The sequence below is a fragment of the Lysinibacillus sp. DFXJR4 genome (assembly GCF_057196045.1).
Genome location: NZ_JBXUNW010000001.1, coordinates 1,264,236 through 1,278,740, shown reverse-complemented (window position 1 = coordinate 1,278,740; position 14,505 = coordinate 1,264,236). Strand labels below are relative to the sequence as shown.

The window sequence follows — 14,505 nt, the reverse complement described above, 5'->3', positions numbered from 1 at the left end:
CGCCTCCCCATTTTTTAGGGGGCGCTATTGCTATGCAGCCATTTCCGGACGGTATAACCATATAGACGATTTGGTTGAATATATCTATAAAAAAGTTTGATTGATTTAATGATCTTGATTTTCAAATTCACTCTTTAATATAGACATAATATGTAAAGATTCGAAGCCTTTTTCATTTTTTAGGCATTCTCTTAATGTTCCCTCAACCACAAATCCCTGTTTTTTATAAAGATGAAAAGCACGCATGTTATTTACTTTTACATCTAACCATAGACGATTAGCATTATGGTTCGTAAATACCCAATTTTTGATAAGCCTAAATGATTCCTTCCCATAGCCCTTTCCTTTTTCACCTATCGTTATCCTTACAAACTCAAGGCTTAAATTAGGATTCTCTAATCCAGCAATAATAATATATCCTACTGGATAATGCCATTTGCTATCTTCTACAATCAAATGTAATATATCAGTGTTTTCAATTGCCTTTTCATGCTTTTCTTTAGACCACGGGATAATAAATTTTGCATTTTCTTCATTTGATTCTAAGCTACAAACAAAATCTAAATCTCTTAATTCAGTTTTTCTTAGTGATAAAATGTCAGATTTTAAAAACAAACATATCTCTCCCTATTTTTCTACACCTGTATGTATTTTTTAAAATTTGCTAAACATAGAATAAACAGTACACTTTTCCACCCTAACGTCGTTTTCAAAACTTTTCGATTGCCTTTTCATATTCTAGTTCGACATCTTTGCTTCATAACCTTTCTGGATTTCTTACTAGAATGTTTTTAAACCTATCTTGTATGAACTAGTCTATTATTCATTGTTGCATTAAAAAACATTAAACAAAGCGAAGAAGGAAACAATCAGATTGCAAAAGCTGTGTATACACCAGCTCGTGATTATGGAGCCATTGGATTTTTTTTCGTTCATCCACCCCATTAAATAACCTGCTAATCCCGTTACAATCACAACTAACACTACAACTCCAAAAGGAATGGAAGAAAATAGCATCAATCCATGAATACTACCAAAAAGTAAGCTTTGCAGAATATTTCCTATCTGAAAGCCAAATGTATGTGCAAATCTTTTTAATAAAAAGCCCCTAAAAAACAGTTCCTCTGACAAGCCCGTTTGGATAATTGCGTAAAGAAGCACGGGGATAATCGCCGCAAAGCCAAGTCCTGCAAAACGATTTGATGCTAAAAGTGAGCTGTCTATATAAAAAAAGACGATTAGGTTAGACGGTGCGAATAATAAAAAAATCGTGAGTAAAAACCATACAGTATAATTTCCTTTATTTTTGATGACAGGCTTTTTAATACCGAGCCATGATAAAAATGATTGTTTCTTTCTTGCTGTGAAAAACCACCAACAAAATGGTATTACTGAAAATAAAATAACTTGAATAATGGCACTGATAGCAATGTTGATAATCATAATTTTTCCCCCTGCTTCGTTTTCTTGGTCATTTCTTCATGTTAAGCATATAAAACAATTGAGAGGAAATCAATATAATTTTAATGATAAACATTAAATAATTAATTTAAATGATTAAATAATGAATGTTAATCATAAAAAAGCGACTAGAATCTACTAGTCGCTGTCATTGTTTATTCGGATTTCGTTCAATAAAATCAGTAATTTCATCCTTTAGATCATAAACCAATGTAAAATACTGATGCTCGTTCATGGCACCCTTCTCTCGCCATTTTTGCATTTCTTGATAATGAAAAGTCACAAAATAGCTGATGATCTCACGACGCTCTAAACCCACTTTATCAGCCATATCAATGATGGATAGACCCTCTTTCCAGTATTGATCATATACCTCTTGCGAAATACCGAGCACCTTACAAATAGCATTATAATCGTACTTTACATGATAAACGACCTGACCTTCCTCTCCATTCGCATGTTGTTGAATGACATTATTAGCATAGCCGACTGGTGCAAAGCTCATTAAAAGTATGCTGATTAGCATTAAATTTTTTACTACTATTTTCACGCTAGACCTCCTTCACAATTTAGTGTGTGAGGTTTTAACAATCATATTCCTTATTAAGATTTTTAAGCTGACTACTACCAATATTTAATATAATGAAAAACATCCTGATCTATTTTCATTCCAAGCTTTTCATATAGCTTTTGAGCTTGTTTATTATCAGTCGCTGTTTCTAAGGTTATATATCGTGCATCCTCATTTTTACAGTATGCATAACATTCTTCAATTAAACGCATTGCCACTCCTTGCTTTCTCGCATGTTCTGCCACAAATAGATCATTTAATAGAAAGGCTTTTTTCATCGCAACTGATGAAAAAATAGGGAAAAGCTGGACAAAACCTACTGGCTGAGCATCTAAATACGCAAGGAAAATAATTGATTCCTCCTTCTGCAAACGCTCCTTTAAAAATTGCTCAGCTTGCTCTAAATCTGAAGGTTGGTTATAAAATTCTCGATAGGCATTAAATAATGGGACTACCTCTTTTACTGTTGCAAGTGTTACTGTTTTCATTTCCATTGCAAATCTCTCCATTTCTTTTTATCGGTCTTTCTTGTATGATAATAAAAAACATTCTGACATATAAAAAGTGACAAAAATAAATATTTCAACATGTCAGAAAGGAGCCTTATGAATGATTTTATTTTTTTCTTTACAGATAAAGAGGCAAAATATAAGCAAATTTATCAGCAAATCAGAACTTTAATTGAGCAAGGTAGCTTAAAAACAAATGATACGCTTCCCTCTATTCGTAGGCTAGCAGATACACTACAGGTGAGTCGCAACACGACCTTAACTGCCTACGAGCAGCTTGTCGCAGAGGGATATATACGTGGAGAAGGACGAAAAGGATATTTTGTCAATGAATTTGAGCAGGTATTTTTACATGATAAGCCAGGACCAAGGATTCCCAATAAAAAGCAAATCACTGGAAATATCACCATTGATTTTCGAGCAGGTGCTGTCGATCAAATGTATTTTCCGTTAAAGATTTGGCGACAAATGGCCAATCAAATATTACATGGGGAAGAATGCTATACATATGGGGACCCGTTTGGTGAACCTCGTTTAAAGGAACAGCTTGTGGGTTATTTATTACAAGCTCGCGGTGTTCATGTTGATGCAGAGGACATTTTTATTGGCAGCAGCACACAGCAACAGTTAATTTATTTAGGCTTTTTATTAAAAGAGGATTTTGACAGTATTATTTTGGAGGATCCCGGTTATAATGGAGCGCGTGAAGCCTTTAAATTACATAACTTCAAGATAGAGTCATTGCCTGTTTTGGAAAACGGGGCACAGCTTCATCACTTAGCACATTTACATGCACGTCTAATTTATATTACACCTTCCCATCATTTTCCCTATGGCGTTTCGATGAGCATCCAGCAGCGACAAGCCTTGATTCAGTGGGCTAAACAAGTGGATGGCTATATTCTAGAGGATGACTATGATAGCGAATTTCGCTATACACAGCAGCCATTCCCTGCCCTTGCCTCTATTGATAAATCACGTGTTATCTATATTGGCACTTTTTCAAAATCCTTTTTACCAGCAGTTCGCTTAAGCTATATAGTACTGCCCAAAACATTTGTCTCAAAATATAAAGAACGCTTTCAATATTTTGAGCATAATGCTTCCTCTCTCCATCAATTAACAATGGCAGCATTTATGGAAAAGGGCGAATGGACAAGGCATATTAAACGAATGCGGATTACCTATAAACTAAAGATCAATCGTCTAGTACAGGAGCTACAACAACAATTTGGAGACAAGATTACAGTATTAGGAGCACAATCAGGTCTCTATATTTTAGTGAAAGTACATATGCAGCTTTCTGAGCAGCAACTCATAGAAAATGCCGCACAGTATGGCGTTAAGGTATATCCAACCAGCCCCTTTTTCCTTAGGCAAACAAGCACTGAGCCTATCATTCAACTAGGCTTTAGCAAATTGCAACTAGATGAAATTGTTTCAGGAGTACAACTATTAAAAAAAGCTTGGTTAACTTAATAGATAAGCCATAGCAACCATGTTATGGCTTATTAGTATTTTCCGCATGATCTCGATAATCATAGGTTTCATTTGGTACATCCAATATCACGCCGTTTATTTTGACAGTATCATCATCAACCCATGTAATATCGGCTGCATTCTCCCGGTATTGCCAATAGATCTTCTTTGATTTCTTATTTTCTTTATTAAACATTAATTCACCCAAAACCGTGTAAGATGTAGTGGCCCCTCCATTTGAAACATAAGCATTCACTGTATAGGTGCCATCAGGGGAAGTGGATTCGGCAATCAATTCCTGTTTAAACCTACTCCAATCAAAAAATAACCAATAAACCCCATATCCTATAATGCTTGCAATAAATAAGAGCCAGACACCAAGTACAATAAGCACTTTTCTGTAAACTTTTTTCCGTCCTACCCTCTCTGTCGTATCCAACAATATCCCCCCATTTTAAAATACAATAACGAAAATAAGGGTGGGTTTGTTTCCTAGTTCTAATTTATTATCCAAAGGAGGTGGCGTTTATTCAAAAAAAGTATTGTGTTTTTTAGGCCAGAGCGCTTTTCTTTTCAATTCGAGCTACTTTGAGGTTAAACCAAGCACTTTCCTTTTCAAACCGAGCGACTTTGCGGTTGAATCGAGCGCTTTTCTTTTCAACCTGAGCGACTTTGAGGTTGAACCGAGCACTTTTTTTTTCAACCCGAGCGACTTTGCGGTTGAACCGAGCACTTTTCTTTTCAACCTGAGCGACTTTGAGGTTCAACCGAGCTCTTTCCTTTTCAAACCGAGCAACTTTGAGGCTGAACCGAGCTCTTTTCTTTTCAAACCGAGCTACTTTGAGGTTCAACCGAGCTCTTTCCTTTTCAAACCGAGCGACTTTGAGGTTGAACCGAGCGCTTTTCTTTTCAAACCGAGCGACTTTGCGGTTGAACCGAGCACTTTTCTTTTCAACCTGAGCGACTTTGGGGTTGAACCGAGCGCTTTTCTTTTCAAACCGAGCGACTTTGAGGTTCAACCGAGCACTTTTTTTTTCAAACCGAGCGACTTTGAGGTTGAACCGAGCGCTTTTCTTTTCAACCTGAGCGACTTTGAGGTTGAACCGAGCGCTTTTCTTTTCAACCTGAGCGACTTTGAGGTTGAACCGAGCACCTTCCTTTTCAACCCGAGCGATTTTGCGGTTGAACCGAGCGCTTTTCTTTTCAACCCGAGCTACTTTGGGGTTAAACCGAGCACTTTCCTTTTCAACCCGAGCTACTTTGAGGTTGAACCGAGCGCTTTTCTTCTCACACCGAGCAAATATGGCTTTAAAACCTAGTACTTTTCTACAAAATAAAACCTTCACACTCAAAAAAGGTGAAGGTCATCCTCTTGCTATGTATTATTTTGGGACATACTTTTGCAGATGCTTTGGGATTTCACGTACGTCCATTAAAAAAGGCATCATTAGGACTAAGGCAAATAAGTAAATCGCGATACCAATTGCTACTGCAGAGCTTTTTACCTCTTCATCAATCACATAAGGCATTGTTACATATGGTACAAAGACTAATAATAAAATGGAAATGCGTGTCATAGAAGTTAGCATTTGTTTTTTCCCACAGTATGGACAGCCAATAAAGCGAGAAAACGATACAATTGACCGCATTGACTGCTTCCATGACCATTTTTCCTTACATGCAATACATTTTGGCATATCAACTATCCCCTCCATTCACTAATTATGCCATAATTACCATTCCAGAAACATATAAAAAAGAATTTGCACAAGTTAAACCTGTACAAATTCCCTAAGAAGGTTAAAAATAATCGATAAATGTTGGAATACCGACAGGGAGCACTGTCTCAAGTAATGCAATTTCAATGGCATTGCCCTGTAAGCGTTCGATTTTTTCCAAATAGCTTGGTCGTTTATAGCCTAATAGCATTGTGGCTAACGTTTGCACTGTTAGATGAACAGCATTTTCGGACAGTGTATCACTAATCTTATCAACACTAACCTTTCCTTCCTTTACCGTAATCACAAATGTGCCATTATTCCATGCCACAATACGGTCACTAACAGCCAGTCGTAACTGAAAATCATTTCCCACAAATGGATAACGTAATAAAAATTCTTTGACATCCACGATACGTGCCATAAAATAAGGGGAAACCTTTTGTATAATCTCACTATCCTCCAGTAAAAAGGCAACTGCTTCATTGCCAGTCGTTTTGCCATAAGCATTATAAATCATTGAGCTATGAGCAGAGACAAAATTCCATAAGCCTTTACGTGCCTCTTCCTGTAAATAGACGATTTCATCAATGTAATAATTTTCTTCCATAATACGATAAAACATATAGCCCTGTGGCACATCATCCTCATCATAATAAACAGCTGCCTGAAGGTTAGCATCGCTATCAATAAACTTTTCTTCCCAAAAGTCTTCCTGAAACTTCTCATTCCAGGCAATGCTATTGCGTACCATCACACCATGCGTTTTTTGGGCATAGCTTGCATAAATCGCTACAACATCCTCATGCTTTGGATCAACTCGACGTATCTTTCCATTTAGTCCTGCATAATGGGGTAGCTGTGTATCCTTGACCTGAAATTCCACAATATCACTCATAATTTCCCAGCCCTTTTTTCGGTAGTACGGAATTGAATATGGAAATAAATAGGATATATATTGCCCTTCATTTCGCATCTGCTGTAGACATTCCATAATTAGACTCTCCATTAATCCATGTCTTGAATATTCTGGATATGTTCCGACAGCCGTTATACCGCCCATTTCGTAAATCCGACCATGTACGTTTACCTCAAAAGGTAGGCTTAAAATTTGTGAGACAAGCTGTGTTCCATCAAACCATCCTATTGCATGTCCTTCATCGAATTGCTTGCTTTTTGCATTGACAAAGCGGCGATCCTTATGAATAGACATGGACATTTGAAACACATAATTGAGTAAATCTATGGATTGTGCCATTTCATCTAATCGAATTTCTCGCATGATTAAGCCTTTTCGTTGATTCATGATTCCCTCTCCTCATCAAATAACTCTGAAAAAATGGTTTCTGGTGCATTTAAAAAGCGCTTCGTAACAATGTAATGTATGGTCTCTTCATAACGGATAGACTTAATTTCCTCACCATCAAAACTGTAAATTGTTGCATTTGGATAGCCAAGTAAAATTGGTGAATGTGTAGCGATAATAAACTGTGCCTCATGCTCTAAATCCTTTATAATCTTTAGGAGACTGAGTTGCCTTGTTGGCGATAGTGCTGCTTCAGGCTCATCCAATAAATAAATGGCCTTACCTTTAAAGCGATGTATAAATAATGATAAAAATGATTCTCCATGTGATTGATGATGTAATGATTTGCCACCAAAAGCAGCATACTTTTTCTTTTTGTCAAGTTCTTCTAACATATCAATATGACTTGCAAATTGATAAAATGTTTCAGAACGTAGGAAAAAGCCATTTGAAACCTTCGGCCACCAAGATAATCGAATATATTCCCCAAGTGCAGATTCCGCTTTATGTACCTCATATAAATTTTGTCGCCCACCACCTGCTGTATTAAAATCACAGCAATCAGCAATTGCCTCCAGTAGTGTTGATTTACCAGAGCCATTTTCTCCAACAAAGAAAGTGACATTTGTCGGAAACTCTAGTTCCTGTAAATCCTGCAAGCTTGGTATGTTAAAGGGATATACATGCTTATCTTCGATGTTGTTTTGTAACACCTTACATGATTTTAAATACATTTCGTTTCCTCCCTTACTACTATTATAACGCGCTCATGCTACTCTGAAACCGACTTTTTTTCCAAATACAAGCTACAAACACCTAAAATAAATAATAAACTAATGCCTATAAAGGAAATAGGTGACCATGAGAGCCTTGGATCAAACAGCTGAAAGAAAAATGTGAATATTGGAACAAAGCATAAACTCATCATTACAATCAATGATGAACAATACTGAATGCCTATCTGCAATAAATACATCGGTAGCATGACACCTATTACTGTGACTGCAAGTATCCATGAAATATTTCCCGAGAAATAATTAAAAAATATGTCGAAAGTTGCAGAAAAAGATAATAAAATTATGCCATAATAGCGGTTAGCTAAAATCATAGAAGTAGTCCAACCAGCCTCACTTAATCGCTTTGAGTAGATTGTACAGAGAACTGCACCAATCCCACAGCCAACACTCGCTATTAATGCCACAATTACAGGCAAGGTTAGGTCCATTTGAACAGCTGATTTCCCACTAATAACAGCTACTATTAGTATCGTACAAGCAATAAATGTTCCTAAAGCAATTGCCCATTGAACCCGAGGAATGGACTCCTTAGCAAAAACAGCTACTATTAAAACAAAAAGCGGTCCAATGCCCATTTCAAGTGCACTTACAATCGCGGACTCAACATATTTTAAGGCAAAATAAAAGCCCATAAATGTTATCACTGTAGCAGCGTTCAACTTCACTACATCCTTAATATTTCCCTTCCACACATTCACTTGCTTTCGTTTTCTGGCAAAGAATGAGAAATAAATCGCTGTAATGAAAAAACTAATACCCGTAAATAAAAAGGTGGGTACCTCCTGTACTTGCTTGGCATAGAACACTTGGCTCATCGATGTTAGAAGTGCTGACAGAACAAGTGCAGTTAAACCTACTGTTGTTGTATGCTTTTTTATTATCTCCACTCTATTTCCCCCCTTGATCATTTAAGCGCCAGTTTCTTTCTTCATTTCCCAAATAAAAAACTTCGTCTCCAAAAAATATAGAGACGAAGTTATCCGCGGTACCACTCTGATTAGCTAGAAAGCTCACTTGACTATAACGGTAGCAGCCGTTTATACCTACTATCTTCAGCATAAAGAACTCCTGGATGAGTTCATAAATGGTTTGCGATGATTTTCACCAGCCATCATCTCTCTAAAGCAAACTACATTCACTACTACTTCCAATCATTGTTAAATTATTTTCGATACATCATAATTCATTTCACCCTTTTCGTCAAGACTCCCTGATATCTATTCTTTTGGACTTATAGAAAATGTTCTACTTTCTAAATGATTGTCATACATTGAGTAAAACCTTTTGCACCTTATTTTACCTAAAAAAAGAACAAGGGAGAAAAGTGATATGTTTGTGACTCATTTTTATGAAGGCAAGATTTCCGTATTAAGTCAGCTGCTCGTCAATCTACCTACTGTAGAAGAAAATATTAAAATTAAAGGACGAAAAGCAAAAATCATTGAGGTTAATCAAATCGACAACAATAATTACCAAGTACGTATCGTTTTTGAAATTTTACCTAAGAAACAGCCTATTAAAGAACTTGGGAAGAAAAAAAGATAGCCTTTTATAGTTTAAGGAATAACGCTATTGTTGATAAATGCAATGATAGCGTTTTAAATTTTTTTAAATGGGTATCAAAATAGTAAGTTACCAACTGTTCTCAATTCAGAATAGTTGACTTTTTAATTGATAACAATTATCATTATCATTAGATTATTTCTTTACTCCAAATTGCTTAATTCAGAATCCCCCTCTTTTTTGAAATAAGCATGTATCAAACGGATATTCTTACATCAGACTAAGAATATCCGTTTTTTAACTGTATTTACGGAATATTTACATAAACAAAGGAGCTGTTTTACATGGATTATCGTATTGAAAAAGACACTATGGGTGAAATTAAAGTACCTGCTGATAAAATTTGGGGTGCTCAAACACAGCGTAGTAAAGAAAACTTCCAAATCGGTACAGAGCAAATGCCAATCGAGCTCGTACAAGCGATGGCTATTTTAAAGAAAAGTGCTGCTATCGCGAACCATAAACTTGGAAAGCTTTCAGCCATTAAAACAAACGCTATTGCCCAAGCAGCTGATGAAATTTTAAATGGTCAATGGGACGATCAATTCCCACTTGTTGTATGGCAAACAGGTAGTGGTACACAGTCGAATATGAACGTCAATGAGGTTATTGCACATCGAGCGAACCAGATTTTACAAGATGCTGGAGAGGCTGACCGTATTCATCCTAATGATGATGTTAATAAATCCCAAAGCTCAAATGATACATTCCCCACTGCTTTGCATATTGCAGCCGTGTTAAAGGTTGAGGATTATTTATTACCACGTCTTCGTTTATTAAAAGCAACGTTAGAAGAAAAAGCTGAGCAATTTAAAGACATTATCAAAATTGGCCGCACACATTTACAGGATGCAACTCCCCTTACATTAGGTCAAGAGATTAGTGGCTGGGCAGCAATGCTATCAAAATCCGAGCATATGATTATCCAAAATATAGAATACATGAAGGAACTTGCGATTGGTGGTACAGCAGTTGGCACGGGCATTAACGCACACCCTGAATTTGGCGAACGAGTAGCATCCGAAATTAGTGCACTGACGAATAAGCATTTTACTTCTGCAGCAAATAAATTCCATGCTCTTACAAGTCATGATGAGGCTGTCGTTGCTCATGGTGCCTTAAAAGCACTTGCCGCAGACTTAATGAAAATTGCCAATGATGTACGCTGGTTAGCAAGTGGTCCTCGCTCAGGAATTGGTGAAATTACCATTCCCGAAAATGAACCAGGCTCCTCAATTATGCCAGGTAAGGTCAATCCGACTCAAAGTGAAGCCATGACAATGGTAGTAACACAGGTTGTTGGAAACGATGCAACAATTGCCTTTGCCGCTTCACAAGGTAATTTCGAACTAAACGTCTTTAAACCAGTCATTATTTATAATTTCTTACAATCCACTCGTCTATTAGCAGATACAATGAAATCATTTAACGACCATTGCGCAATAGGCATTGAGCCAAATAAAGAAGTACTTGATCATAACTTACAAAATTCATTAATGCTTGTAACGGCATTAAATCCTTATATCGGCTATGAAAATGCAGCAAAAATTGCGAAGAAAGCCCATAAAGAAGGGACAACTTTAAAAGAGGCAGCAATTTCTACAGGATTGCTAACAGAAGAACAGTTTGATGAATATGTAGATCCTGCAACAATGATTTATCCAAACGTAAAATGATGTAAGTGCAAGGTGATTCCTTGAAGTCGCCCCACCATTGATATACCAATTATTTTTAGCATCTCGTATCATTTTGTTTAATGCAAGATAATGCATAAGATCTTTAGGTCCTGGGGCTAATAAAATACGTTGAGCGTGCGTGAAGGAATGTGTGAGTAAGAAAGATTGAGGCTAGTTTGCTTCAATCTTTTTTTCGTTAAAGAGGCTTTTCAGTCTTTAGATATTTGCCGTTTTCTATAGTCAATTAAAGCAAGAATCGCAAGAATTAAAACTAAAATACTAGAAGTCAAAAAGAATAAAGATAAAGTTCTCTTTTCTTCCCAGTTGTTAAACGCTTGTGAAAAACCGATAAAAACCATTACAAAAGATAGTGTTAATTGGAATTTTGAAACATTTTCAAACAATAGAATACCTCCCTTATGTATTCTCAATAATATTACCATAAAAGACATATATTAATAATGCATTCAATATAATATGAACAACCAAACTAAAAAGCACCCACATATCTGCAGCTGCTTGATTATATATATTAATTATTCAAAGCATGTTTTAAAAGATTAAAAAATTAATGATTAAGATTTGACTCCCACAATGATTTTCAGCATTTCAACGGTTGGACATTTATAGTTTATTATTTTTGCCACCCATCAAAGAGTGGTCTTTTTTTGTGGTTTATTTAGGTAAAACACCTCGTTTGTTTAAGTGAATAAACTGACATTTATAATTCCTGATTGTAATTTGCTAATCGATATGTTTGTGTAACCACTGTCCAAATATCTTTAACTGTTCTTCAGTATGAAAGTAATGTTCACCTGTTTCCATGACTTCTAATTCACAACGATGTTTTTTTGTAAAATAGTTAATAGTTTCAAATTCGCACAGTTCATCTTTGGCTCCATACATAATATATGTATCTGTATTCCATGTATTAATAGGATGTTCTTTTACATAGCATAAATAATCCCAATACAACTTTTGACCAATTGGTGTCTCTATAGTCATCTCTTTTTGCAAAAGCTCTGGTGTTACATTAAACCATTTCATCATATTTTCGATAATTCGTTCCATATTAACTACTGGTGATAAAAATAATGCCTTTTCTAACACAACATTTTGATAGGCTAAAAGGCTAAAATAAGCTCCCATACTACATGCAAACACGCTTACTTCTTTCCAATGTTCTTTTGCGTAATCCATAATTATAGATAATTCACTAACACAAAACTGTACTTTGCAAGGAGTATTATCATTTTTTCTTTCTCCATGCTCAGGTAAATCAATGCTTAATACTTGATAACCTTTTTGATTGGCTTCTTCAGCTAATATTTGAATCACTGCATCTTCTTTATTTGACATATTTCCATGTACTGCAATATAAATTTTTTCACTCTTTGCTCCCCATAAAACTGCGGGAATATTACTAATTTTAAAATTGTCTTTAAGCATATTTCCTCCATAGAATAAGACGTATGGGATTTCAAACAATCACATACATTTTATATTCTTCTACTTAAATAGACCAAACTATTCATAACTTACCACAAACTAATTATATATCTCTCTATATCTGTATAACATAGTCTATTTTATATTTTAAACCTTTCTTTTGTCCACTTCTTCAGAAGCTTACAAGCATTACTAACTCCCCTATGATTTTGAGATACTCCAATATGTTTTATTTCACACCGGTTTGAACTTAAAAATTCTATTCCAATACAGCCAACACAATCTCATCTTCAAGGTCATATCCATATAATTTTCTTACTGGAGAATGCATTTTTAATATAATTCATATTCTTTCACGACATTCTTTTCTGAGGTTGCGAAGGATAAAAGTTCTCTTACATTAGGTTGATGTCGATTTAATTAAATGTTCATTAGTAAAAAAGCGACTGCTCTATTGAACAATCGTCCCCGTTACTTTAAGTATTCACAAACTTTACGACATACTGATTCTCCTTATTCCTTACCACAATTATAACAACGTTTGTCTCTGTCATTGTCTCCGTACATACGAAGTTCCTTTTCTAATCCACAAACACTGCAAAAGTCAAAATGTATTTGCGGAAGTATGCCCTCTTCGGCTAACGGAACCCACTCTTTTTCATATAAACTCTTTGTCATACCATAATCGGTAAAAACAAGTTTACCATTATTATTTAAACCGTAATTACTACTGTCTTCTAAATCAAAGCCATCGAAGTTTTTATCTAATATTTCTAAAACCTCATCAAACAAATTAGGGATCAAACATTGGTTTTCTTCATCCTTTACCTCATACGTTTGATTATTCTTTAGTTCTAAAGGTTTGTAATATTTTTGTACAGATATGAAATCATCAACATAGTATGTCTGAGCGAATAACTGGGCGAGACCTTTATCAACCATTGAAGTGTAAATTTCTAATTCTTTTTTCGATTGTTTATAACCGATTGGATGCAAATGCACTTTTATTACATAATCTAAAACTCTATATACTTTTCTTGTAGAACCTATGCCAACAAAATTTTCATCTCTACAATACTGATCCCAACTTTGAATTATTTGTTTAAGCATTGTTTTCCCTCCTTACACAACTAAAAAACTTAATGTTATATAAATTCAATACTTTAGTTACTTTTTCCACCTTAAAGTAACCTGCTCCGTTAGCACAAGAAGCAGTTGCTCTAATTGAATTCTTTTGGCCTCCATAAAAAGCAACCACATCTCTGCAGCTGCATTATTAAAAGGGCTTGTTTTAAAAGATTAAAAGAGTAAATGATCGGACATTAAAAAGTATTTTAATTTTACCATCCCTCACGGAGGTCATTTTACGGATTATTTACTGAGACACCTTAATTTAGGAATTATGGAGAAAATAGAACTGTTAAGAAATCTGGTCTAGGTATTGAGAAAGAATACTTACAATTTCGGATACGGGTAAAGTCCCATCAACAATGATGTCGGAATTCGGTTTTACTGTTTCTAACATCTCTAGATAGCCACGCCTTCCTTGTGAAATATAACCCTCCATATCCATTAAAATATTTTCTACCGAATTATTCTTAAAATCTCTACATACTCGACGTGCCATTGCAATATCCAAAGGAGTATCAACAAACACAGCAAAATCTATGAATTTACTCGTTTCAAAGTGTTTATAGGCAAACGGAAAGTCCAGCACTATGTAATCTAAAGGTTCAGTTAGTAACGCTTCTATATCTCTAATTAGAGGAGCCAAGTTCCACTCATCATAATTAGCTCCATTGTCAATCCAATCTATAATATCATCAGGACCATCAAAATCATATTCATCAAATAAAAGTATTTTAGAATCTTTTAATCTTTCGTTTAGGTGAGTCGAGATAGTCGTTTTTCCACCGCCCGAAACCGCAGCAATAGCAATAACTAGTGGTTTCTTTTCTTTTTTCATAAAATCCCCC

Annotated in this window: 17 protein-coding genes and 1 other annotated feature; of the genes, 3 read left to right on the top strand and 14 right to left on the bottom strand. The window is 35.4% G+C overall.

Features of this window, described 5'->3' with window-relative positions; genetic code table 11:
* Positions 1-105: 105 nt before the first annotated feature.
* From AC2CGN_RS06505 to AC2CGN_RS06490, 4 genes are all read right to left on the bottom strand, one after another.
* The gene (locus tag AC2CGN_RS06505) at positions 106-615 is read right to left on the bottom strand and encodes a GNAT family N-acetyltransferase (protein ID WP_484512773.1); all 510 of its coding nucleotides are present in this window, start codon (positions 613-615) and stop codon (positions 106-108) included.
* Positions 616-834: 219 nt separating this feature from the next.
* Entirely contained in the window at positions 835-1,443 is a 609-nt protein-coding gene (locus AC2CGN_RS06500) for a CPBP family intramembrane glutamic endopeptidase (protein WP_429981460.1), read from the bottom strand.
* Positions 1,444-1,609: 166 nt separating this feature from the next.
* Positions 1,610-2,011 carry a hypothetical protein gene (locus AC2CGN_RS06495; RefSeq protein ID WP_484512771.1) on the bottom strand — a complete coding sequence of 134 codons (402 nt, stop codon included), beginning with the start codon at positions 2,009-2,011 and terminating at the stop codon, positions 1,610-1,612.
* A 74-nt stretch (positions 2,012-2,085) separates the two neighbouring features.
* Positions 2,086-2,526: a GNAT family N-acetyltransferase gene (locus AC2CGN_RS06490; RefSeq protein WP_429985127.1), complete on the bottom strand. Its 441-nt coding sequence runs from the start codon at positions 2,524-2,526 to the stop codon at positions 2,086-2,088.
* 111 nt (positions 2,527-2,637) lie between these two features.
* Between AC2CGN_RS06490 and pdxR the strand changes: the two genes are divergently transcribed.
* A complete protein-coding gene (pdxR, locus tag AC2CGN_RS06485; protein ID WP_429985126.1) occupies positions 2,638-4,020 on the top strand; it encodes a MocR-like pyridoxine biosynthesis transcription factor PdxR in 1,383 nt (460 codons plus the stop codon).
* 22 nt (positions 4,021-4,042) lie between these two features.
* Here pdxR and AC2CGN_RS06480 read toward each other — a convergent pair whose 3' ends face one another.
* The 6 genes from AC2CGN_RS06480 to AC2CGN_RS06455 all read right to left on the bottom strand — a co-directional run bounded on the left by AC2CGN_RS06480 (position 4,043) and on the right by AC2CGN_RS06455 (position 8,728).
* Entirely contained in the window at positions 4,043-4,459 is a 417-nt protein-coding gene (locus tag AC2CGN_RS06480; RefSeq protein WP_429981456.1) for a DUF5412 domain-containing protein, read from the bottom strand.
* Positions 4,460-4,571: 112 nt separating this feature from the next.
* Positions 4,572-5,366, bottom strand: coding sequence for a hypothetical protein (locus AC2CGN_RS06475; RefSeq protein ID WP_484512768.1), 795 nt, complete (start codon positions 5,364-5,366; stop codon positions 4,572-4,574).
* Between the two features lie 36 nt (positions 5,367-5,402).
* The gene (locus tag AC2CGN_RS06470; protein WP_429981453.1) at positions 5,403-5,717 is read right to left on the bottom strand and encodes a TIGR04104 family putative zinc finger protein; all 315 of its coding nucleotides are present in this window, start codon (positions 5,715-5,717) and stop codon (positions 5,403-5,405) included.
* A 103-nt stretch (positions 5,718-5,820) separates the two neighbouring features.
* Positions 5,821-7,044 (bottom strand): GNAT family N-acetyltransferase, encoded by a 1,224-nt coding sequence (locus tag AC2CGN_RS06465; protein WP_484512766.1) that lies wholly within the window; start codon positions 7,042-7,044, stop codon positions 5,821-5,823.
* Positions 7,041-7,778, bottom strand: coding sequence for an AAA family ATPase (locus tag AC2CGN_RS06460; protein WP_429981451.1), 738 nt, complete (start codon positions 7,776-7,778; stop codon positions 7,041-7,043). The genes AC2CGN_RS06465 and AC2CGN_RS06460 overlap by 4 nt, the downstream gene beginning before the upstream one ends.
* A gap of 38 nt (positions 7,779-7,816) precedes the next feature.
* The gene (locus AC2CGN_RS06455) at positions 7,817-8,728 is read right to left on the bottom strand and encodes a DMT family transporter (RefSeq protein ID WP_286926811.1); all 912 of its coding nucleotides are present in this window, start codon (positions 8,726-8,728) and stop codon (positions 7,817-7,819) included.
* Between the two features lie 76 nt (positions 8,729-8,804).
* Positions 8,805-9,005: a binding site (T-box leader), on the bottom strand.
* A 165-nt stretch (positions 9,006-9,170) separates the two neighbouring features.
* Between AC2CGN_RS06455 and AC2CGN_RS06450 the strand changes: the two genes are divergently transcribed.
* Together AC2CGN_RS06450 and fumC are read left to right on the top strand one after the other, a co-directional pair.
* A complete protein-coding gene (locus AC2CGN_RS06450; RefSeq protein ID WP_429981450.1) occupies positions 9,171-9,386 on the top strand; it encodes a hypothetical protein in 216 nt (71 codons plus the stop codon).
* A 302-nt stretch (positions 9,387-9,688) separates the two neighbouring features.
* Entirely contained in the window at positions 9,689-11,080 is a 1,392-nt protein-coding gene (fumC, locus tag AC2CGN_RS06445) for a class II fumarate hydratase (RefSeq protein WP_484512763.1), read from the top strand.
* 209 nt (positions 11,081-11,289) lie between these two features.
* Here fumC and AC2CGN_RS06440 read toward each other — a convergent pair whose 3' ends face one another.
* The 4 genes from AC2CGN_RS06440 to AC2CGN_RS06425 form a co-directional block, all read right to left on the bottom strand.
* Complete coding sequence (locus tag AC2CGN_RS06440; protein WP_484512761.1) at positions 11,290-11,484, bottom strand: hypothetical protein; 195 nt, start codon at positions 11,482-11,484, stop codon at positions 11,290-11,292.
* A 340-nt stretch (positions 11,485-11,824) separates the two neighbouring features.
* The gene (locus AC2CGN_RS06435; protein ID WP_484512759.1) at positions 11,825-12,529 is read right to left on the bottom strand and encodes an alpha/beta hydrolase; all 705 of its coding nucleotides are present in this window, start codon (positions 12,527-12,529) and stop codon (positions 11,825-11,827) included.
* 513 nt (positions 12,530-13,042) lie between these two features.
* A complete protein-coding gene (locus AC2CGN_RS06430) occupies positions 13,043-13,639 on the bottom strand; it encodes a protein kinase (RefSeq protein WP_429981446.1) in 597 nt (198 codons plus the stop codon).
* Positions 13,640-13,949: 310 nt separating this feature from the next.
* Positions 13,950-14,495 (bottom strand): nucleoside/nucleotide kinase family protein, encoded by a 546-nt coding sequence (locus AC2CGN_RS06425; RefSeq protein ID WP_429987097.1) that lies wholly within the window; start codon positions 14,493-14,495, stop codon positions 13,950-13,952.
* Between the last annotated feature and the right edge of the window lie 10 nt (positions 14,496-14,505).